The organism is Pseudoalteromonas sp. SR44-2 (assembly GCF_014163745.1).
GTDB lineage: Bacteria > Pseudomonadota > Gammaproteobacteria > Enterobacterales > Alteromonadaceae > Pseudoalteromonas > Pseudoalteromonas distincta.
The window spans coordinates 52,696-74,626 of sequence record NZ_JACJDW010000002.1; the positions used below are offsets into that span (position 1 = coordinate 52,696).

Consider the following 21,931-nt stretch of genomic DNA (forward strand, 5'->3'; position numbering starts at 1 on the left):
GCCCGATCCATGGGGAGGGTATTTTTTCATTCATTGAAACAGCAAACCGGGCGATTCTATCAATATGGTAAATTCTAACAAGGCCATATGTCCGTATGAATAAATTTAACTGTATCTGAATTATTTAAACGTTACTTTGCCACCAATTATTTTATAGGCAGGCGCACCACGAATAATCGCTTCTCGGGCAAAAGGCCGACTACAGTTAGGGCAAATACAGGGCTCTTGTGTAAAGTCTTGACTAATACGCTCTTTAAAACACTTAACTAATGCTCCTTTGCCTCCTTTTCGATATTTAAATAAGGAAGCTTTACAAGCAGAGCAAAAAATATCGACCGTTTTAGTGGGGCCTTTTTTATTAGGTTTTGCCATTAAGTCCTGCTGTACTATATAAAAAATTATTCTTTATGATACCAGTTTATAGCAATTCGTTTAATTAAGTGATCTATTTAGAGGGTAGAAAAACGTGTTGATAACTAGGCGAAAATTCGCTATTTAATTACCCTAAATGAGAATTTTTTAACACAGGGAGCGACACATTTAGCCTCGCAAAATGATTAGGTATTATTGCTCATTTGTATTAGGTGGGTAAAGGTGACCACTGGGTTTTAGAATTTTTACACGGTATGGATACTAAAGTGAGCTCATAATAATTTAATGATAATGAAAATATAACCTAATCTTTGAAAAAGAAGCGGTTTAATTGAGATGATAGTACATTCATATTAAAAGGTTTGATTATAAATCCCGATACTTTAGCTGCAATAACTTGCTTAACTTTATCTGTACTATCCTCACAGGTAACCATCAACACAGGAATACCGGCAAGGGCTCTGTCTTTTCGAATGTTTGTGAGTAAATCAACACCATCCATTTTTGGCATATGGAGATCTGTAATAACCAAATCGAAATGTTGGTCACGCAATAAAGCCAAAGCTTGTAATCCATCTGTAGCTTCAACGATATTGCAATACTCCAATTTTCTTAGCATATTAATTAAAACATGACGCATGAGCGGCATATCATCAACAACTAATATTTTCATTAATACCGCTACCAAATCATGTAAATACGATTATATAAACCTACTCTACTCTCAGGTAAGAATCAAACTGGGCATTAACGGCTACTCAACCCTTACGGCCAAATACCTAAAATAAGCCCCATTAACGAAAACTGTAAAATACAGTAACTCCCATTAATTAAAAATAGTTTTAAAGGGCGTTGCTCAAATATATAACTTAATCCTAGTGAACTACTGATCCAAAAAAAGCCGATCACAAAGCCTGTTCCTACACACTCAACTAAACTTGCATCTTTACCTAAAAATAGAGACAACATTAAAGCCGCTATAAATACTAAAAAGAAGCTGCCGCCAAATATCAACTTGGGATTGGCTGATTGTAAATCAAGGTCAGTTAAGCCAATACTTTCTAGCCAAGCGTTTTTAAAGAGTGCTTTTGAGTACCATATGCCGCCAAGCATAAAAGAAGACAGTGCAGCCACCAGTATTGCAAAATAATCTACATCTAAAAGGTTCATACAAATAGCCGTATACAAAATGTGTAATACCGTTTGGTATTAAATATTAACGGTATAAAGATACTCTCAATGTAGTTACAAATAAGGTATTGAGCAAATTGCTTAACTTGAGTTAATTGCCTTTATGGAGAGTGATTTTAAAAATGAAGGCTATAAATCGCCAAATTTAGCGCTAGTTAACGCCGCTAAATTAGTTGGGGAGAGTGCGATTTCTAAACCTCGCTTTCCGGCGCTTACATAAATAGTATCAAAAAGTGAAGCACTACTATGAATAAACGTAGCTAAGCGTTTTTTTTGCCCAAGTGGACTTACTCCACCTAAAATATAACCAGTGCTAGCTTGAACTTTTTGCGGGGCAGCCATGGCTACTTTTTTGGCACCACATAATTTTGCTAACTGTTTTAAGTTAACTTGTTGCGACACAGGAGTAACAGCAACAATTAGCTGCCTTTCATGCGTTTCAAGAACGAGAGTTTTATATACTTGGGCGCTATCTAAATTTAACTTTTCAACAGCTTCAAGCCCATATTGACTATTACCTGCATCATGTTCGTAACTGAGTACTTCAAAGGGGATTTTTTGTTTTTTAAGTAATTCGATTGCTGGGGTCATACTATTTAATCGTGTTTTTTTTAACAGTAACAAAAATAAAATTTAAAGCAAAAAAAACGACGCTAAAAAGCGCCGTTTCATTATTAATAATTTAAATTTACTTGGTTAAATCATCAAAAAACTTTTTAACACCGTCAAAAAAGCCTTGCTCTTTAGGACGATTTTTCGAGCTATCTGTACCCATACTTTCATCTAACTCTTGCAGTAGTTCACGTTGACGCTCGTTAAGATTAACTGGCGTTTCGATTACTACCTTACAAATTAGATCGCCTTGGGCACCACTTCGAACAGACTTAACGCCTTTGCCACGCATACGGAACATTTTGCCCGTTTGCGTTTCAGAAGGTATTTTAAGTTTTGCACGACCATCAAGTGTTGGCACCTGAATTTCGCCACCAAGACCTGCTGTTGTAAAGCTAATTGGTACTTCACAGTATAAATTATTTGCTTCACGTACAAATATTTCATGTTCGCGAACAGATACTTGCACGTACAAGTCGCCAGATGGCGCGCCGTGCATTCCGGCTTCACCTTCACCAGTTAAGCGGATACGGTCTCCAGTATCAACGCCAGCTGGAATTTTAACTGAAAGCGTTTTAGTTTTTTCTACGCGGCCTTGACCATGACATTTGTTACAAGGGTCTGAAATAATCTGACCTTGTCCCTGACACGTTGGACACGTTTGCTGAACAGCAAAGAAACCTTGGCGCATTTGTACTTGGCCAGCACCATGACACGTAGTACATGTTTTAGGCTTAGAACCTGCTTTAGCACCACTGCCATCACATGGCTCACAACCCACCCATGTTGGTACTTTAATTTCAACTTCTTTACCACGAACCGCTTCTTCTAAGCTCAAGTCCATGTTGTAACGTAAGTCAGAACCACGTTGTTGACGAGATTGACGTCGACCACCGCCGCCACCAAAAATATCGCCAAATACGTCACCAAATACATCACCAAAATCGCCATGACCGCCACCAAAGCCGCCATGACCACCGCCACCGCCTTGCTCAAATGCCGCGTGACCATGTTGGTCATACATTTGGCGTTTTTGAGGATCAGTTAAAATCTCGTAAGCTTCTTTAACTTCTTTAAATTTAGTTTCAAGCTCTTTATCGCCTGCGGTACGATCTGGATGATATTTCATCGCTAAGCGTTTATACGCTTTTTTTATGTCTCGCTCACTCGCATCTTTGCTTACGCCGAGGGCTTCGTAATAATCGCGTTTTGACATATCTATCACACTACTCTTTTCTGTTTGCAGCGTGAGCTGCTGGATAAACCGATAAATCGCATCGATTTATCATTGAATTTTTAAACCTTAAATACATGCAAAAGGCGCGACAAGCTATTGCTCGCGCGCCTCAATTGTTCATCCTAACCTAAACACTCGATTGAGTTAAGTGTTTTTGGCTAGCGAGAAGCGTTAGCAACAATTACTTGTCGTCTTTCACTTCTTCGAACTCTGCATCAACAACGTCGTCGTCTTGCTTAGCTGATTGCTGTTGCTCGCCTGCATCTGCTGAACCTTGCTGTGCTTTCGCTTGTGCAATTTCCATTAGTTTTTGAGACTTTTCAGCAAGAGCTTGAGTTTTAGCTTCAATCTCTTCTTTGTTGTCGCTCTTAATAGCAGCTTCTAAATCTACAACAGCCGCTTCAATCGCTTCTTTGTCTTCGCTTGGTAATGCATCGCCAGCTTCTTCAATTTGCTTACGAGTACCGTGTACTAGAGCATCAGCTTGGTTACGAGCAGCTACAAGTTCTTCAAACTTTTTATCGTCTTCAGCATGTGCTTCTGCATCACGAACCATTTTTTCAACTTCTTCATCGCTTAAGCCTGAAGATGCTTGAATTGTGATTTTTTGCTCTTTACCTGTATCTTTATCTTTCGCAGATACATGTAAGATACCATCGGCATCAACATCGAATGTTACTTCGATTTGCGGTGTACCACGTTGTGCTGGGCGAATACCTTCTAGGTTAAATTGACCTAAAGATTTATTGTCGCTTGAACGTTTACGCTCACCTTGTAACACGTGAATTGTTACAGCAGATTGGTTATCTTCAGCTGTTGAGAATGTTTGCGATTTCTTAGTAGGAATCGTCGTGTTTTTCTCAATTAATGCAGTCATTACTGAGCCCATTGTCTCAATACCTAGAGATAATGGAGAAACGTCTAGTAATAGTACATCTTTAACGTCACCAGCAAGTACACCACCTTGAATCGCTGCGCCTACTGCAACTGCTTCATCAGGGTTTACGTCTTTACGTGGTTCTTTACCGAAGAAATCAGCAACTGTTTTTTGTACTAAAGGCATACGTGTTTGGCCACCAACAAGAATAATATCGTTGATGTCGCTTACTGATAAATCAGCATCAGCAAGTGCACGTTTAAGAGGCTCTAGAGATTTAGTTACTAAATCTTCAACTAGTGATTCAAGCTTAGCACGTGTTAGTTTCACGTTCATGTGCTTAGGACCAGATGCATCAGCAGTTACATACGGAAGGTTTACTTCAGTTGATTGTGCAGATGACAGTTCAATTTTTGCTTTTTCAGCAGCTTCTTTAACACGTTGCATTGCAAGAGGATCAGTTTTTAAATCTAAACCTTGATCTTTCTTGAATTCAGCTACTAGGTAGTTGATTACACGGTTATCGAAATCTTCACCACCTAAGTGAGTATCACCGTTTGTAGCAAGTACTTCAAAAGTGTGCTCGCCTTCAACTTCATCAATTTCAATGATTGATAAATCGAAAGTACCGCCACCTAAGTCATATACTGCAACGATGTTTTCGCCACGGTTTTTATCCATACCGTAAGCAAGTGCCGCAGCAGTTGGCTCATTGATAATACGCTTAACTTCAAGACCCGCAATACGGCCAGCATCTTTCGTTGCTTGACGTTGTGAATCGTTAAAGTATGCAGGTACTGTGATTACAGCTTCAGTTACTTCTTCACCTAAGAAGTCCTCTGCCGTTTTCTTCATTTTTTTCAGTACTTCAGCAGAAATTTGTGGTGCAGCGCGTTTTTCGCCACCCGCTTCTACCCATGCATCGCCGTTATCAGCTTTGATGATTTTAAACGGCATAATGCCGATATCGCGTTGTACTTCTTCGTCTTCAAAACGACGACCAATTAAACGCTTGATTGCAAATAATGTGTTTGTCGGGTTAGTAACCGCTTGACGCTTAGCAGATTGACCTACTAATGTTTCGCCGTCTTGCGTGTAAGCAATAATAGACGGGGTTGTGCGATCGCCTTCCGCGTTTTCAATAACACGTGCTTTGCCACCATCAAGTACTGCAACACAAGAGTTTGTAGTACCTAAATCGATTCCAATAATTTTACCCATGAAACTTCTCCAACTTCAATATTCGTTAATACGTTCGATGACATAGTAAATAGGGATGCGCCAAACTTATTTCAACTGTAAAAATGAAAAAAAATCCATTTTTTGTGATTTATTTACAAAATAACCCTAATAATTGTAAGGAATGGTGATTTTTGCACCGCCAGAGACGTTTTTAATTACTGGTCTGACTAGTTTGGTTGTGTTATAAATTTATTAAATCGCACTATAAAAGGACATCTTCATGCATTTTGAACAATTACTTCTCCAAGCTACAAAAATTGGAAGTTCAGACAATACCGAACAATTAACTAGCACAATGCAATTTCCAGAAAACTGGTGCCAAGGCAGAACTGCTTTTGGTGGGCTCTCAGCCGCACTGTTGTATCAAGCTATCAGAGGAAAAGTATCTAATGATCGTCGCCTACTCTCACTCAGTACAAATTTTGTAGGGCCATTACTAGCTGATACTCCTTTTTCGTTATCGGTAGAAATATTACGACAAGGTAAAAGCAGCACACAGGTACTCGCCAAAGCGATTCAAAATGAACAAGTGTGTGTAATTGTACAAGCGTGTTTTGCTAAAAGTAGAGAGTCGGGTGTAAATGTGCCTGTTTCAAAGTCTTTAGGGTTAAAACCGGTAGACGAGCGCCATACTCTACCTTTTATTAAAGGCCAAATGCCTGAATTTTTTCAACATGTTGATTTATGCCCTCAACAAGGTGCCATGCCATTTAGCAGCGCAGAAACTTCTCACTTAGGGGGCTGGATGCGCTTTAAGCACACCCCAGAGCAAATAACAGAAGCGCATGTAATTGCATTAACAGATGCATGGCCACCTACGTTATTACAAATGTTTAAACAACCCGCTCCAGCTAGCAGCATGTCATGGTATTTAGAGTTTGTACAAGAGCCAAACTTATCACCTGGAGAATGGCTTGGCTTTGAAGCAATCACTCATCATTCAAAAGATGGCTATGGTTTAGAAGATGGCTGTATATGGTCACAATCCGGTGAGCTAATAGCGCTTACACGTCAAACAGTGGCGTTATTTGATTGATGAATGGGTTTGGCCTTCATCAACAATTCTTTTATAAGTACCGTTTTGCTTGATGAGCGCCAAACCAATACCAAACTCAGTAGCTAATAAAGAGAGGTGATTAAAATAAGCAGGTCGCTCTGCTTTTGGAAATAAAGTGTAAATTTGCACAGCTTCGGGTGATTTATGTTGATTGTAGTAATAGTAAAAAATACGCTTATCTAACACAATTATATCCACCCAACCTTTTAACAGCTTATCTACTTGCGCTTTTTGATTAATAACCTCTTGATATGAGCTAAAGTGTTTAACATTACTTTTAAATATAGAAGGCAGATATGCAGTTGCATTTTGAAAAGCAAGAACGTTTTTATTAAACAAGCCTTCTATTTTATCAATATTATATTTATTTCGCTTGAGTGTGATGGCTACATTTTCATAACTAAGTACCGGTTTACTTGAGTAAATACCAGGACTACTTCTTCCTGCATAATTTAAAAGTATATCTACTCCTTTATTATGCAATTGATGCTCAGCGCGTTTATTCGACATATATTGCACATTAATATTGGCAAATCCATTAGCCTTTAACGCGGCTTTGATTAAACCTAGGTGTATACCCGAGTCTGTTTTTGCAAAAACGTAGGGCGGAATTGATGCGCTCGCGGCGATAATTACTTCTCGCTCTTTATTAATAGCCACAGCATTTTGCGAACAAATAAAGAGCCACATTAATATGCAGTACAAATAATATTTCACACGCTTCCTTTATATAACGAGCAGCTTGATGGCAGAACGCGTTGTATTAATGTATTAAATATAGCAAAATTGAAGAAATATTCTTCTTGCTTGGTATTAAATTGCAAACTGTCTGCCCCTGTTGTGATCTGATCATAGATATACCTCGCATAATCGCAAAACAAATGGCGATATGCCCACATTGTCACCATAAACTTTGCGAAGCCAATGTTAATCACGACAGTCGCATAGTTGCACTAAGCTTTAGCGCACTATTAATGCTGCTCAGCAGTATGTTTTACCCTTTTATTTCATTTAGTAGTAGCGGTATAACTCAAACTATTACACTGCCCGACGCGGCTCGAATTTTGTTTAATTATGATAGTGAGCTACTTGGCTTATTTATTGATTTGAGCATTATTGCCCTGCCTATGGGTTTGCTTGTTATTTTAATTCCTTTGCATCTTGGGCTTTTAAAAGCATTACCAGAGAGCATTGCAAGGCGACTACTAAAGTTCACTTTGGCGTTAGAGCCTTGGATTATGTCGGAAATATTTTTAATTGGCGTACTTGTTAGTATGGTTAAAATCATGTCGCTGGCTGATATTAGCTTCGGCACGAGCTTTTGGGCTTATGTGGGGTTTGTTATTTTATACATAGCTGCACTTGTTCACTTAAATCGCCCACGCTTATGGGCTCAAATAAAGCCTGTAAAAGTACTCGAAGGCGCAGAGCATGCTAAACGTGCAATAGATGAAAATATTAAAGCCTGCCATGTGTGCCATCAACTATGTACCGGTAATATTTGCCAGCGTTGCCATACAAAAACACACGTCAGAAACCCTTATAGCGTACAAAAAGCAGCAGCTTGGCTAATTACTTCTGTTGTTTGTTATATTCCAGCAAATGTTTTACCTATTATGCACACCACTAGCCTTGGGGATGAATCCCCTTCAACTTTAATTGGTGGTGTTATTACTCTTTGGAACAGTGGCTCCTACCCTATTGCCGCTATTATATTTTTAGCCAGTGTGGTTGTACCGCTTGCTAAGGCATTTGTATTGAGCTTTTTATGCTTTATGGTTACAAGGCCTGCCAATAAACATACAAAAAGTTACACCCGAATTTATCAACTGACTGAGTTTATTGGTAAATGGTCGATGATAGATGTATTCGTGGTTGCTATTTTAGTGGCCTTAGTTCAACTGGGTAATTTAATGTCAGTAACGCCAGGATTAGGCATTGTATTTTTTACAGTTATGGTAATATGCCAAATGATGGCTGCCCATGCCTTTGACCCACGCTTATTGTGGGATTCCCCTAAAAACAAAAAATCAGAGAACAAAGCATGACCGAAACCGCCGAAATAACAAAAGAACCGAAAATTTCCGCTATCTGGATCATTCCGGCAATTGCGCTGTTAGTGGGCATGTGGATGTTATACCAATATCAAGCTAATAAAGGCCCTACTATTTTTATCGAAATGCCACAAGCAGAAGGTATTATTGCAGGTAAGACTGAAATAAAAGTGCGCAGTGTAAAAATAGGTCAAATTGATCATGTTAGGCTATCCGACACGCAAGACAGCGTAATTGCTCGCGCGCAAATAGATAAAAATTACAACGAGCTACTAACTGACGATGCCAAAATTTGGGTCGTGAAACCACGCATTGATGAAACAGGTATTAGCGGGATGAGTACGTTATTGTCTGGTGTATATTTAGAGTTTTCACCCGGTGAAAGTAAAGAACTAAAAGAGCGTTTTAAGTTACAAGATGAACCTGCCCTCATTGGTAAAGATGTGAAAGGTGGTCGTTTCAAATTAATGAGTTATAACGCTGAAGTGCTTGATGTGAGTACCGGTATATTTTTCAAAAATTACAAAATAGGTCAAATAGAAACCGCCACTTTTGATTGGGAAAACCAGGCAATGAAGTACGGCGTATTTATTAAAGCCCCTTATCAAAATCTGATCACCATGAACTCTATTTTTTGGGTGAACGCAGGAATTGAAATTGACCTATCTGCCGATGGCATCAATATTAATACGGGCTCTTTGAGTAAACTATTAAAAGGCGGTATTTCGGTTGGTTTACCTGAACAACAGGCCCCGGGTGAAATAGCACAAGATGGGCATAGCTTTTCATTAAGCCAAAGCTATAAAGAGGCGTTAGAAGAGCGCTTTTATGATTTTGATTACTACCTAATTGAATTTGAACAATCAGTTCGAGGACTACGCACAGGTGCACCTGTCGAATACAGAGGTATGCGTGTAGGTACTGTTGTTGAAACACCTGCCAATGTAATTATTGACGGTAAACCTGCCCACTTTAGAAACCATAATACGGCGGTTCCAGTGCTTATAAAAGTAGAATACGGACGCTTGTATCATGACAGTGCTTCAGCAAAAGAGTATTGGCAAGGCAGTTTAAAGGGCTGGATTGAAAGTGGTATGCGCGCCTCGTTAAAGCCTGGTAATTTATTAACGGGTGCTGTGTATGTAGATTTTGATATATACCCCGACGCGCCAGAAGCACACCTAGGTAAACTTGTGCAGTATGATGTTTTTCCGAGTATTTCTAGCGGTATAACTGTATTAGCAGATCAAGTTTCTGACGTACTTAATAAGGTAAATAACTTAAAAGTTGAAGATAGCTTGGCACAAATGCAAGCTACATTTACCGATTACCGAGCGCTTGCTAATGAAATGCGAGAGCTGCTAAGCCAAAAAGATACACAAAACTTGCCTGGCGACTTTAACCGTAATTTCGAAAAGATGACAAAAAGCATGGAGCAGTTTGAAGTCACTATGCGCCAATTTGATAAAACCATGGCCAGTTACCAAGCCGGTTCTGAACTTCATCATCAAATACAGCAAACATTAAAAGAGTTTAAACGTTTAAGTGAGGGCCTACAGCCTCTAACTCGCGGATTAAACGAGCAACCTAATATGCTAATTTTTGATAAATCATTACCAGCAGATCCAAAACCAAGGAAGCAATAATGAAATCGTTATTTTTAACCGCAAGTTTATTATTACTATTGGCAGGTTGTAGTTCAGCAATACAAACTGCGACACAGTATTACCAGTTTGAGCAGCCTATAGGTGCATCGTCTCGAAACGTTGCAGATACAGATGCGCAACTAAGAATACAAACTGTTGTACTTAGAGGCGCTTTAAATAATTTGGGCATTGCGATGAAAATAGATAGCAACCAAATTCATGCTGCAAATTATAACCTGTGGGGCGAATCGCCGGATGTAATGCTTACTGCAACAGCCCAGCAAACACTTTTTAATGCTATGCCCAACTGGATGGTAATAAAAGGCTTACCGGTCATTACTGAACTTGATCAACAAACGTTTTATGAGCTTGAATACGAAATTCACCACTTTAATGGCGATATGCAAGGTAACGCTGATATTTCTGGGCTTTGGCGTTTATATTACACACACCCTGAAACAGGCCGACGCCTTATAAGTATTAATAATTTTTCGCAATTGGTCCCTATTGATGATGATGGCTATGACGGTTTAGTTTCAACACTTGAAGCAGCATGGCTAAATATAAACCTAAATGTTGCAAAACAAATAGAACAAGCAAGACTTTAATCGTTAAGTGACAATATAATCACGGCGGTTTTATCATCATTGATAACCGCCTTGCCCTCTATTTTAAAACCCAATTTTAACAACACATTCTGCGATGCCCTATTATCTGGTGATGTTATTGCACACAGTTTTGTAATTCCAAATTCATGCTTATGTTGCAAAAGTGCGCTGGCCGCTTCAAAAACATAACCCTTTTTTTCAAAACCGCTTACAAGTGCAAAACCTAAATCAGGTTGCAGTAACGCGGCGCGTTTATAAAACCCAACAACGCCAACCACTACAGCATTATGCAAAGTAATAATGTAAGGCCCAAAGCCTTGGCGTACATGAGAAGCAATAAATGACTAGGGCCTGTTGACCTTTCAGGATTAAAATCTGTTCAAACTAGGGGCGATTTAATCGCGGCGTGAGGTTTGTAACCTAGTGGGCTAAGTAAAAACCGAGCAACAAAGAGTTAATTGCCCCTAGGTAGAACCCTTCGGGCAGCGCATGTTTGGCATTTATGCTTTGTTATCGCCTATTTATGGGGAATAACCACACTACATTGGCTCTGCCTTGCCTAAATACCAAACATACTGCTGTAAATTTAACCTCGAAAGATAAACAGGCCCTATAATGTACGACTTGGCATCATCAAGGGTATAGATTGCTTTATCACCAATATGCTCTATGAAGCTCGCTTGATTAACTAGCTTAAGTAAAATAGCTGCATCAAGCTCATTTGCATGGCGCAACAACAATCGATTTGTTTTAAATACAGCGTTCAATATAAGCTCCTCTAAAAAACTTTGTTTTGCATGTAACTTTTTGTTGACTGAAATTAAAAAGCAGATTATTTTTGCGCCGATGTTTTTACAGGCACAACAATAGCGGTTTGCACTCCTTGCACCGTCTGGCGCCAAAGCCAACGCGTTTCACTTAAGCCGCTATTTAACATAACTGTTTATGTGTCCCTCCCTCGCGTACAAAAGCAGTGACTTGGAAGATGATTTTACAACAAACTTATCATCTTCTTTGTTTTTGTATAAGCAGTTTAAAAATTAATACTATTTTAATTTTTATACATGCTTTTAATTTTGTGAATACTTAAATGCTTGAACCTTCTGCGTTAAGTTTACTACCACCGTTGGTGGTAGTTGTATTGGCTGTTGTATTACGCCGCCCTATTTTATCTTTACTTATTGGTGCTTTAGTTGGTTTAGTTATCGCCGATCCTGCACAAGTACTTACTAACTTTGCGAGTACATCGCTAAAAGTGATGACAGACGAAACCATCGGCTGGCTAATACTTGTATGTGGTGGCTTTGGTGCTTTAATCGCGCTATTAGTGCGCACAGGTGGCGCATCGGCTTTTGGCAAGTTAGCCCTTAAATACACTAAAGGTAAACGCTCATCTTTGTTTATGACCTTTTGTTTGGGTGTAGTTATTTTTATTGATGACTACTTAAATGCGCTTACCGTGGGTGAAACCATGAAACGCATTACCGATAAATTTAAAGTGAGCCGTGAAATGCTTGCCTATGTTGTAGACTCTACTGCTGCACCAATTTGTGTACTCGTCCCTTTATCTACCTGGGCGGTTTTTTTTGGTGGCTTACTTGTAGATAACGGTATTGCTGAAGAAGGCAAAGGGATTGCGGTTTATATCCAAGCCATACCGTATATGTTTTATGCGTGGTTTGCAGTGCTTGTTGTTTTACTTGTTGTGCTGGGTATTATTCCTGCGTTTGGTCCAATGAAAAAAGCAGAGCAAATGGCACAAATTGAGCAAGCTCAAGTTGATCCAGCCCAATACAATGACGTTCAAACAGCGGATGAATATGCGGTAAAAGCCGTAGAAGAGAACTTTGAAGATGCTGATCCTAAAGGTAAATTACGTAACTTTTTGGTGCCGATTATTTTACTGGTTGCATTTACTGTTTACTTTGAAATAGACGTATACAAAGGCTTATTAGCAACAATGGCGGTCACTCTCCCGTTTTATGCTCTACAAAAATTAATGAGCGTAAGTGAAATGATTGAACGCATGCTTGATGGCTTTAAAAGTATGATCCCCGCTATTGGTACTGTTATAGCGGCGTTTATATTCAAAGATGTATGCGACTTAATTGGTTTGCCTCAGTTTGTTATTGGCAGCTTAAGCCCTTATATGACCGCTGCATACTTACCAGCCGTGGTATTTATTTCAATGGCTATTTTAGCGTTTGCAACTGGGTCTAGCTGGGGTATTTTTGCTGTATCAATTCCCATTGTTATGCCACTGGCTAATGCGGTTGATGCAAACATACCACTGGTCATTGGTGCGCTATTATCGGCTTCCTCTTTTGGTAGCCAAGCGTGTTTTTACTCAGATTCAACGGTGCTCGCAGCGCAAGGCTCTGGTTGTAATTTAATGAGCCATGCCGTTACACAATTGCCATATACACTGATTGCTGCGGCATTAGCTGTTATAGGCTTTTTAATAATGGCTTAAATTAGCTGAATAAATAAAAACCCCAATGTAGTAATACATTGGGGTTTATTTTTAGCTGTATAAATAAAGCTTATTTTTGTAGTTTAATACCATTGTAATAGGCATCAAGCGTTGTGATTTTAGTTTGATTTGGTAAATCGGCAAAGTCACTTTCTATAAACTTAGTCCCGCGTAATTGCACATTTAAACGTGCAGCATTAGGGTTAAGCATTGTTTGCTTATAGTAGTCTTTTATATCTGCAAGCGTTACTTTTTCAACTTCATCAATCAGCTTTTGCTTAGAATCAAAGGTAAAGTTTTCACGGTACCAATCGTTTATAAGTGGGCTCATTTCGTCACTTAAGTTTTTAGGCTGCTCTTTAAGTGATACAAGGGTAGAGTTTTTAAGCTGCTCAAAAGTCTCTTCGCTCATGTTATCAAGTTCAACTGCGTACTCTTTTTTAAATTTATCAAAACGAGCTTGTATTTCTTTTGGTCCTTTAACCGGTGTTTGAATATACAAACCAATTGCTGAGTAATCTTCAATTGGGCGAGCTAACGCACCTACTGCGTATGCAAGTTGCTCCTCAGTACGCATTTTATCAAACGCAACTGTTCTAAAGTGGCTTTGTAATACAGCTGCTTCTGCTTTTTGTTTGTAACCCGCAACAGGGTGAACGGTCATATCGACCACCGCTACATCGGCTACATCTATATCTTTTTGCAATACCAGCGTTTCGCCCGGTTGTGGCAACCACGCTTTGCTTCGCGCAAATTCACTGCGCTTATGATTACTTGGTAATGTTGCACTTAACTCTTGTGCAATCGCGTCAATATCTTGCTGATCGTAGTTACCGTAACTAAATACACGTAAATCGTTTTGCGCAAACGTAGCTGTTTTTAATTGTGCTAAGTCGGCAACACTCAGTGAGTCAGCGGCTTTAATAAGCGCATCTGTATCAAAGCCACCTGTACGTGTTAGTTTTGAATACTCGCCAAATGCTTGTGCATACGGAAACTGCTTTTGTTGGTTTAGTAAATTACGCTTAAAGCGATCTACCGCTTGGCTAAATGCTTGTGCTGTTTCATCGGCTTTTAATCCGGTTAAAGCTTGTTTAAGCAATACATCTTGCTTATCTGTAAAACCACTCATAGATAAAACAAGACCATTACTCGGTGCTAAACTTACGCTCATACCGGCGATTGCTGCTTCGGTACTTAACTGACTTTGTTGAATATTATATAAATCAGCCCAAACAGAATAAAGGACTTCTGCTTTGATATCGTTCAAACCGGGTTGTGTATTTATATATACTTCAACAAGCCCTTTTGGCTGCTCTGCAAATTTTTGACTTGCTTGGCGCCATACTTTCACACCATTTTTATCGTAAGCAAGCTCAGGGTGTTTTTGCTCTTTAAAAGCTTGGGTTTTTATTGCAAAATTTTCAGGCAATAAATTGTTTACTGTTGGTAGTGCTAACTTAAATTCGCTTGGTTTTTTCCAGCTGGCAATTTCATCATCGCTAATATCACTGATGCGGTATTTACCGTCGTAAAAGTGTAATTGTGAGTCTGTCTCTTCTTGCTGCGATACATACCAAATACGAAGGGTATCGGCATTTAACTGCTCAAGTACATTATTTACAGCGTCAGCGTCAAACTTTGCATAATAATATGGTGCATTAATAGCGTGATTTAGCGGATAGTCTTGCATGCTTTGTGTAAGTGAGCTTACATAATTAAACTCATCACCTTTTTCTAGAAACTTAAACTGGTTATTAAGGGAAGTGCGAATTTCGTTAAAGTACTTGCTATCAACTCCTTCTTTTTTAATTAAATCGATGTACTGCATAATAGTCGCAACTATTTCGTCACGATTTTTCATGCCTTCATCGGTAAGCTCTACATTTACATTTAACGAACCGTAGTTGCCATATTGATTTGGTGCAGCTGAAGCTGAAAGCTGAGACACCCATCCTTTATCACGAAGAAGTTGCGCTGGGCTGCCCTGCATTTCATTACTTAGTAAATACGCTACAAATCGGTTTGGTTTAAGTGCAAATTCGCTATTATTATTAGCAATGGTGAAATCAAGTTGCAGCTGTTTTACATCTTCATTTGGTGCATAAAACACGCGTTTTCCGCCAGCGTTATCAAAATCAAGTTTTGCAGTCACTGTTGGTTTTTCAATGTTTTTATTTTTTATATCAGAAAAGTATTTTTGCGCTTTTTGCTCCATTTCAGCAATAGGTAAATTAGAAATAAGCGCAACTTTCATAATATTTGAAGAGTAATATTTATTATAAAAATCAACCGTTTCTTTATGAAGTGAACTGTTTTCTTTATCGCCAAGCGTTTCTAGGTTACCAATTAAAAAGCGATTAGCTGGGTGATCGCCCATCATTTTACGCGCGAGTTTAAATTGTCCAAAAAAGTCCATTTCGCGGCGCATTGACCACTCTGCGTTTACTGCATTTTTTTCTTTGTCTGTGTATTCTGGGTATAACTTAGGCGCTTTGAAAAAGTCAGCAAAACGGTCTAGCCCTTCATCAAACGCGTCGTTATTAATTTTAAACATGTAATTAGTAATATCGAGCCACGTGTAAGCATTGTGCGCGCCACCATTTTTGGTCATAAAATCAGAATACCCTTTTGTGTCTGGGTAGCGATCTGTGCCTAAAAACAGCATGTGCTCTAGATAATGCGCCATACCTTGTTGCGACATTGGATCGTGCAGTAAACCAACACCAACGCTGAGTGCCGCTGCTGATTTTTCAGCACCTGGATCTGACACTAAAATTACTTCAATGTCGTTTGCCAGCTTAAGTGTTTTATATTCACGGTTATCGTTAGGACTAACGACTAACGTATCTGATAATAAAGAGGCCTGAGGCGCCACTGAAACCGAAGCCGTATTTGAACAACCACTTAAAACTGCAAGTGCGATAGCACTAAAACCAATAATCTTTTTCATTTTTGTTTTCCATTAAAAAGTATTGCGCAAAATAGCGTGCGCCAATTCAAAGCAATATAGTTAAGCTAAACTAACATTTTCAATTAATAACTTTCTACAAAATAACGCTATTTTGTGTAACACATTGTGAAAAATGTCTTCATAATCGGCTACTAGTTGGGAGTCTGCCAACCTTGCGAGATTAAAAATCTTTCAATATCAAAAAATACGCAAATTCTAAATAATAATAAGGAAAAACAATGGAAAAAATCATCATACTTGCCATGTTTGCACAAGTTACGCTTTCACTGGTTGTCATGCTGATTATGGGTAAAAGGCGCTTTGCCGCAGCTAAAAACAAACAACTAGATTTAAGTGATTTTAAAACAATGCAATTAGATAAGGCTGGCGACACTATTAGGGTGGCAGATAGAAACTTTTCAAATCAGTTTGAAATACCTGTGCTTTTTTACGCGGGGTGTTTACTTGCACTGCAACTAAATAGCGCCAGTACACTTGTGGCAATACTGGCCTGTTTATTTGTAGCAACACGTATTGTGCACAGTGTTATTCATTTAGGTGAAAATAACGTACGCACACGTTTTAAAGTGTTTTTACTGGGTTGTATTTGTGTGTTTTCAATTTGGCTAGCAATGGTTTGGCGAGTACTATTTTAAACAGCAAAGTTTAATAATAGTAATGTGGACGGCTGGTTTAGGCCATCCACATTACCGTTAATTTTAATTATTTAGCACGTTTTAAACGAGGTACCGCAAGTAAAAAAGCACCTAAAAGCCAAATTAACCCGCCGCCAGAACTGCTACTAGAACCTGTTGATGTGTCAGAATCAATTAACGTATTTTCAGTGACAGTAAGGCCTGCTGCTGAATTAGGATCATCATCCATTACCGCCACATTTTGAATAGTCACTAAGTTAGCACTACTAATTGTTACATCAGTACTTGCACATTGCTCAGCAGTAATATCAACCACGGGTGTTTCACCACAGTGTACCAACGCTGCAATTTTATCTAAAGTTGATTGGCTTGCTGCAGTAATTTGTCCAAACACAGTAAAGCCACCATTTTGCGTATCAAGTGCTGCACTTCCTGCGCTGTTATTAGACATATTAAAAAACCACTGACTTGTTGCGCTATTAGCATCACCCGATAATTTAGCCATCGCAATGGTGCCCTTAACATTAGAAAAAACGGGCTCATTTTCTACAGCAGGCTTTGTAGTAATCGCATCTAGCGAATCAGAAAATGTAAATCCACCACCTTGAATAACAAAGTTACTAACAGAGCGGTGAATTACTGTTTCGTTATATGAATCGTCTTGAACGTAACTTAAAAAATTTGCGACTGTTTTGGGGGTTTGTTGATCAAACAGGTTAATTTCTATGACACCTTGGCTCGTGTTCATTTCAACTATAGTAGCGGTGCTTGTAAAACTTGCTGCAGCAAGTGCTGAGCCAAGTAAAAGTTTTTTCATGTTTTATTCCTGTTGTTATATTTTTTAAATAATTAGTTAATGCGTTAACACATTAATGCCATCGGCGACTAAAATCGATTCTAAAGTGTGAGTTGATACAATTAAGAACGTGTTGATAACAAATTAATTACATATGTCATTATTTATATTCTTTTTTGCTATATAAATCTAACTATTTAAAATTAAATCATCTTAAAAGTGTGGTCACTTATTTGTTACCTTAAAAAAACACAAACAATAGGATCTAACAATGCCACATACTAAACAAACAATTTGCGACTTTGGTTTACACAAAGGTGAACCATACACAAAACTACCGGCGAGCTTTTTAACGTGGATGGTAGGTATAAACCATACTAAGCGAGAATATGCGGATGCAGAGTTAAAGCGTCGCGAAAGTGCCGCCACAAATCGATTAACTGTACCTTCTAAATAAAATGTCAATAAGTACGTTTTTTTAGCATAAAACTAGTTTAAACTACCCGCTTGATAAATTAAGTAGACCTTAATCCATAGGTATTTTATGCGTATAATTATTTTATTTTCGATTATTTTTAGTGTACTTGGATGTACATCTCCTGCTCCTGAATCAACCTCTAACAGTACTCCTACTAAATATTTAACTGTTCTTCATACTAATGATAATCACGGCCGTTTTTGGCAAAACGAAAAAGGCGAATACGGTATGGCCGCTCGCAAAACGTTAATTGACTCTTTACGTAATGATGCCCAAAAGCAAGGTCATGCCGTTTTACTTCTCTCTGGTGGTGACATTAATACCGGTATTCCTGAGTCAGATTTACAAAAAGCAGAACCTGACTTTAAAGGTATGTCGCTGATTGGTTATGATGCAATGGCATTAGGTAATCACGAATTCGATAACCCTATTGATGTATTGAAGCAACAGCAAAAATGGGTGAACTTTCCTTTTCTATCAGCCAATATATTTGAAAAAGAATCAGGCGAACATGCGTTTGATAGCTATAAAATATTCAAAAAAAATGGCTTAACTATTGCTGTTATTGGATTAACAACAACAGACACAGCTAAAATTGGTAATCCTCAGTATATTGGCCACTTAGAGTTTAAAGACCCTGTTGACGTTACCGCAAAACTAGCTAAAGAAATAAAAGCTAAGTACAACCCTGACATTACCATTGCGCTGACTCATATGGGTCATTATGTTGATGCTAGCTTTGGCATTAATGCACCAGGTGATGTAACACTTGCTCGCTCACTTCCTGCAAACACACTTGATATGATCATTGGCGGTCACTCACAAGAACCTGTGTGTATGAGTGATACAAATGTAAATGACGATAACTTTAAACCTGGCCTTGCCTGTAAACCAGACCAGCAAAACGGTACTTACATTATGCAAGCCCATGAATGGGGTAAGTATGTTGGTAAAGCTGAGTTTAAGCTTGAAAACGGAAAATTAACGTTACTAGACTACAAACTCATGCCTGTTAATTTGTATGTAGATAAAGTTCAAGCCGATGGCTCTACTAAAGTAGTATTAGCAAACGAGTACATTAAACCAGACCCTAAACTTGAATCTTATTTAGCGGTATACCAAGCTAAAGGCGCTAAACAAATTGAAGGTACCATTGGTGAAGTAGATGCTCGCTTAGAAGGTGACAGAAACAAAGTTCGTTACCAACAAACAAACCTTGCACGTGTAATTATTCAAGCTCAAATGGATGTAGTAAATGCAGACTTTGGATTAATAAGTGGCGGTGGTATTCGCAGCTCAATAGAGGCTGGTAAAGTAAGCTATAAAGATATTTTAAAAGTACATCCTTTTAAAAACCGCATTACTTACATGGATTGGCAAGGCAGTGATTTATGGGATTACTTAAATACAGTAACGAGCTTCCCACCGGATGCTGGTGCTTATTTGCAATACCATAAAATATCGTTTGAGCGTAAAAATAATCAGTTGGTTAATGTTTTGATCAATGGCGAACCGCTTAATAAAAATAAAACATACAGAATGAGTCTAAATAGCTATAACGCATCAGGCGGTGATGGTTATCCTGCACTTACAAATAAAAAAGGCTTTGTAAGTACAGACGAAACAGATGCTAAAGCACTTCAAGACTTTATATCAAAAAATAGCCCTCTCAAAGCGGCTGAATTTACCCCTAAATAACCTCTAAGAATAAGAGGAAAGTAATCTAGTTACTTTCCTCTTATTTCAATATTACCTTTTTTAATATTTGCCAGCCCATAACTATGCAAACGAGAACGAGAGCCTTCCCCATAGGCTTTAGGTGGGTAATATAACTCTTTTTCTTCAGTACACTCACTAAGTACTTCATCTAACGCCGCACGTATTTCACTCAAGGTTTTTTCTAGGCTATTATTAAAATTAGGCCTTTTTCTAACCGTATGACCAAGTTCGACCAACCTATAAAAATACTTGTTAGCGAGCTCTAGAAGCTCCTCTGGTACATCTTTATTATGACTAAGCGCTACATCATCGTTATTTGTACAATACTCTACAAGTGCTAAATAAAAGCATAATGGCTTATTGGCTAAACCCACTTTTTGCTCTGCATTACAACTACTTGATAGTGTTTTATCGTTAAGATCAACTATAAGCATCAGCGGCGTAGGCTCTGCAATTGATTGATGCTGTGCATTATTAGACTGCTTATTGCTTTGTTTGATAAACGCAAACTTTACCCAAAAACTAATCAACACACTTAATACTAAAAATATAAAATAGTAAATAAGATGGCTCACTGTAAAGTGGGTTTGCTGAACGTTAAATACAACTAATATAGGTCCGTTATTAGTGCTCAAACTACGTGTTATTTGGTGTAAGTTTACAGGTGCTAGTATTTCGCCTTTTGGTGCAATAGCAACAACTTTAAGATCATTCGAATTAATGTAGCTGTTTAAGGTTTTAATGTAGCTATTAACCGCATCTTTATTCCCTGAATGCTTTAGCAGCTCATTTGATAAATCAAGTAATGGTAAGTCGAGTGCTATTTGCCTTTCTATCTGCGTTATTTTTTGTTTAGTCACTTGCTGGCTTTTTTGAATTACAGAAATATAAAACACAGAAGATAAAGTTAAAAATAAGCATAGTAAAACAAGTAGTTGTTTATATTTACTCATCACTAACTTCCTCTTTTAAGTTTACTGAGCTAGTACCGCAACTCCAAAACGATTGTGCATTTTGATAATAATGCAAACTTTGATCTTTAGACATAGCAAGCAAATTTGCCTGTACTGCACATAATAAATCAGTATTGTTTTGCTGCATTTTTAAATACCATCTTGTTCCAGTAATATTATTACTCAAAGGCGTAATATAGTTTTTTGAAAAACGTTTTTCGTCACTCTCTTTCCAAAACGAAGCAATAATATCTACTTTTCCGTCGGCGAGTAAATCGCGTAATTCGTTATGAGAACTAGCATAAGTGATTTTCAAATTAGCTAAATTTATATCCAGTTCTTTAAACATTTGCTTTGGTAAAATATGCCCTGATCGGCTGGTAGGATAATCAAGCAAACCTATACGCTTATCTAAAAAGTACTGTTTTGTCATGCGAGGTTTTTCTTTAGAAGATATAAAAAAAGCCGTGTAGTCAGAAAAACCAACAACGGGCTGGTAGTTATATGTCGACTCTGCTTTAAAGGCTGCCATAATATTGTTTTTAGCCAAAATTAAGTCAGCAATTCCTTTACCCACAAACTCAAAGCTGTCTGCCGTTCTATACCCCCAATACCCTTTTACAGAGCCATATTGCTTAGCTACTACGTTATCAGAGCATAACTTTTGTGTTAATAATTTGGCTATTTTTTTTGATTGTGTAAAAACAATTAATTGGCCTTTGTTACTTGTAGCAGTTGTTTGACACTCTGTTGAGGTTTCGATCATAACCGGAAAATGTAAATCATCATTGTATACACTAACTTGACCGCAAACCCACGTAACGACCAATAATAGAAACAAAAATGTAACAATTAACATTTTGTGCAACACAATATTTTTATAATCCAAAGCAATGCCACCCAAAAATAGACGATATAGTGTATTTGAACAATTTCGCTTACCTATTACAACAAGTAATTTTACCTGTTAAATATAAGAGACTGATTTTAAACGCAATTTAATAAGA

General features: G+C 38.1%; 21 protein-coding genes. 8 read left to right on the forward strand and 13 right to left on the reverse strand.

Going from position 1 to position 21,931, the window contains the following annotated elements; all coding sequences use genetic code 11:
- Positions 1-120: 120 nt before the first annotated feature.
- The 6 genes from H5115_RS01510 to dnaK form a co-directional block, all read right to left on the reverse strand.
- Positions 121-372 carry a hypothetical protein gene (locus H5115_RS01510; RefSeq protein ID WP_024595559.1) on the reverse strand — a complete coding sequence of 84 codons (252 nt, stop codon included), beginning with the start codon at positions 370-372 and terminating at the stop codon, positions 121-123.
- Positions 373-676: 304 nt separating this feature from the next.
- On the reverse strand, positions 677-1,045 hold the full coding sequence (locus H5115_RS01515; RefSeq protein WP_182753265.1) for a response regulator: 369 nt from the start codon (positions 1,043-1,045) through the stop codon (positions 677-679).
- 92 nt (positions 1,046-1,137) lie between these two features.
- On the reverse strand, positions 1,138-1,542 hold the full coding sequence (locus H5115_RS01520; protein ID WP_024595561.1) for a DUF1761 domain-containing protein: 405 nt from the start codon (positions 1,540-1,542) through the stop codon (positions 1,138-1,140).
- 150 nt (positions 1,543-1,692) lie between these two features.
- Positions 1,693-2,154 (reverse strand): Cys-tRNA(Pro) deacylase, encoded by a 462-nt coding sequence (gene ybaK, locus H5115_RS01525; protein WP_024595562.1) that lies wholly within the window; start codon positions 2,152-2,154, stop codon positions 1,693-1,695.
- A gap of 97 nt (positions 2,155-2,251) precedes the next feature.
- Entirely contained in the window at positions 2,252-3,391 is a 1,140-nt protein-coding gene (gene dnaJ, locus H5115_RS01530) for a molecular chaperone DnaJ (RefSeq protein ID WP_002959065.1), read from the reverse strand.
- Positions 3,392-3,593: 202 nt separating this feature from the next.
- Complete coding sequence (gene dnaK / locus H5115_RS01535) at positions 3,594-5,510, reverse strand: molecular chaperone DnaK (protein ID WP_002959064.1); 1,917 nt, start codon at positions 5,508-5,510, stop codon at positions 3,594-3,596.
- Positions 5,511-5,751: 241 nt separating this feature from the next.
- Here dnaK and H5115_RS01540 point away from each other — a divergent pair, with 241 nt between their 5' ends.
- On the forward strand, positions 5,752-6,567 hold the full coding sequence (locus tag H5115_RS01540; RefSeq protein WP_182753267.1) for a thioesterase family protein: 816 nt from the start codon (positions 5,752-5,754) through the stop codon (positions 6,565-6,567).
- Here H5115_RS01540 and H5115_RS01545 read toward each other — a convergent pair.
- A complete protein-coding gene (locus H5115_RS01545; protein ID WP_182753268.1) occupies positions 6,556-7,305 on the reverse strand; it encodes an ABC transporter substrate-binding protein in 750 nt (249 codons plus the stop codon). The two genes, H5115_RS01540 and H5115_RS01545, sit on opposite strands and share 12 nt — an antisense overlap.
- A gap of 164 nt (positions 7,306-7,469) precedes the next feature.
- On the opposite strand from H5115_RS01545, the gene H5115_RS01550 reads away from it, so the two are divergent.
- The 3 genes from H5115_RS01550 to H5115_RS01560 are packed head-to-tail and all read left to right on the forward strand — an operon-like array spanning position 7,470 to position 10,896.
- On the forward strand, positions 7,470-8,636 hold the full coding sequence (locus tag H5115_RS01550; RefSeq protein WP_259396303.1) for a paraquat-inducible protein A: 1,167 nt from the start codon (positions 7,470-7,472) through the stop codon (positions 8,634-8,636).
- On the forward strand, positions 8,633-10,288 hold the full coding sequence (pqiB, locus tag H5115_RS01555; RefSeq protein ID WP_002959056.1) for an intermembrane transport protein PqiB: 1,656 nt from the start codon (positions 8,633-8,635) through the stop codon (positions 10,286-10,288). Before H5115_RS01550 ends, pqiB begins: the two co-directional genes overlap by 4 nt.
- Entirely contained in the window at positions 10,288-10,896 is a 609-nt protein-coding gene (locus H5115_RS01560) for a PqiC family protein (protein ID WP_182753270.1), read from the forward strand. The genes pqiB and H5115_RS01560 overlap by 1 nt, the downstream gene beginning before the upstream one ends.
- Here H5115_RS01560 and H5115_RS01565 read toward each other — a convergent pair.
- Together H5115_RS01565 and H5115_RS01570 are read right to left on the reverse strand one after the other, a co-directional pair.
- Positions 10,893-11,234, reverse strand: a complete 342-nt coding sequence (locus tag H5115_RS01565) for a GNAT family N-acetyltransferase (protein ID WP_310736084.1) — start codon at positions 11,232-11,234, stop codon at positions 10,893-10,895. The genes H5115_RS01560 and H5115_RS01565 overlap by 4 nt on opposite strands.
- Before the next feature lie 201 nt (positions 11,235-11,435).
- Entirely contained in the window at positions 11,436-11,663 is a 228-nt protein-coding gene (locus tag H5115_RS01570; RefSeq protein ID WP_370626123.1) for a hypothetical protein, read from the reverse strand.
- A gap of 323 nt (positions 11,664-11,986) precedes the next feature.
- On the opposite strand from H5115_RS01570, the gene H5115_RS01575 reads away from it, so the two are divergent.
- On the forward strand, positions 11,987-13,369 hold the full coding sequence (locus tag H5115_RS01575) for a Na+/H+ antiporter NhaC family protein (RefSeq protein ID WP_182753272.1): 1,383 nt from the start codon (positions 11,987-11,989) through the stop codon (positions 13,367-13,369).
- Between the two features lie 70 nt (positions 13,370-13,439).
- Here the strand turns inward: H5115_RS01575 and H5115_RS01580 are convergent, their stop codons facing one another.
- Positions 13,440-16,322, reverse strand: coding sequence for an insulinase family protein (locus tag H5115_RS01580; RefSeq protein WP_182753274.1), 2,883 nt, complete (start codon positions 16,320-16,322; stop codon positions 13,440-13,442).
- Positions 16,323-16,561: 239 nt separating this feature from the next.
- Here H5115_RS01580 and H5115_RS01585 point away from each other — a divergent pair, with 239 nt between their 5' ends.
- Complete coding sequence (locus tag H5115_RS01585) at positions 16,562-16,978, forward strand: MAPEG family protein (RefSeq protein ID WP_182753276.1); 417 nt, start codon at positions 16,562-16,564, stop codon at positions 16,976-16,978.
- Positions 16,979-17,045: 67 nt separating this feature from the next.
- Here the strand turns inward: H5115_RS01585 and H5115_RS01590 are convergent, their stop codons facing one another.
- Positions 17,046-17,795: a peptidylprolyl isomerase gene (locus tag H5115_RS01590; protein ID WP_182753278.1), complete on the reverse strand. Its 750-nt coding sequence runs from the start codon at positions 17,793-17,795 to the stop codon at positions 17,046-17,048.
- A gap of 250 nt (positions 17,796-18,045) precedes the next feature.
- Between H5115_RS01590 and H5115_RS01595 the strand changes: the two genes are divergently transcribed.
- Positions 18,046-18,231 (forward strand): hypothetical protein, encoded by a 186-nt coding sequence (locus H5115_RS01595; protein WP_024594581.1) that lies wholly within the window; start codon positions 18,046-18,048, stop codon positions 18,229-18,231.
- A gap of 87 nt (positions 18,232-18,318) precedes the next feature.
- Positions 18,319-19,950, forward strand: a complete 1,632-nt coding sequence (gene ushA / locus H5115_RS01600) for a bifunctional UDP-sugar hydrolase/5'-nucleotidase UshA (protein WP_182753280.1) — start codon at positions 18,319-18,321, stop codon at positions 19,948-19,950.
- 29 nt (positions 19,951-19,979) lie between these two features.
- Here ushA and H5115_RS01605 read toward each other — a convergent pair whose 3' ends face one another.
- Both H5115_RS01605 and H5115_RS01610 read right to left on the reverse strand, forming a co-directional pair.
- Positions 19,980-20,924: a hypothetical protein gene (locus H5115_RS01605; RefSeq protein ID WP_182753282.1), complete on the reverse strand. Its 945-nt coding sequence runs from the start codon at positions 20,922-20,924 to the stop codon at positions 19,980-19,982.
- Positions 20,917-21,783 carry a hypothetical protein gene (locus H5115_RS01610; RefSeq protein ID WP_182753284.1) on the reverse strand — a complete coding sequence of 289 codons (867 nt, stop codon included), beginning with the start codon at positions 21,781-21,783 and terminating at the stop codon, positions 20,917-20,919. Before H5115_RS01610 ends, H5115_RS01605 begins: the two co-directional genes overlap by 8 nt.
- Positions 21,784-21,931 lie beyond the last annotated feature (148 nt).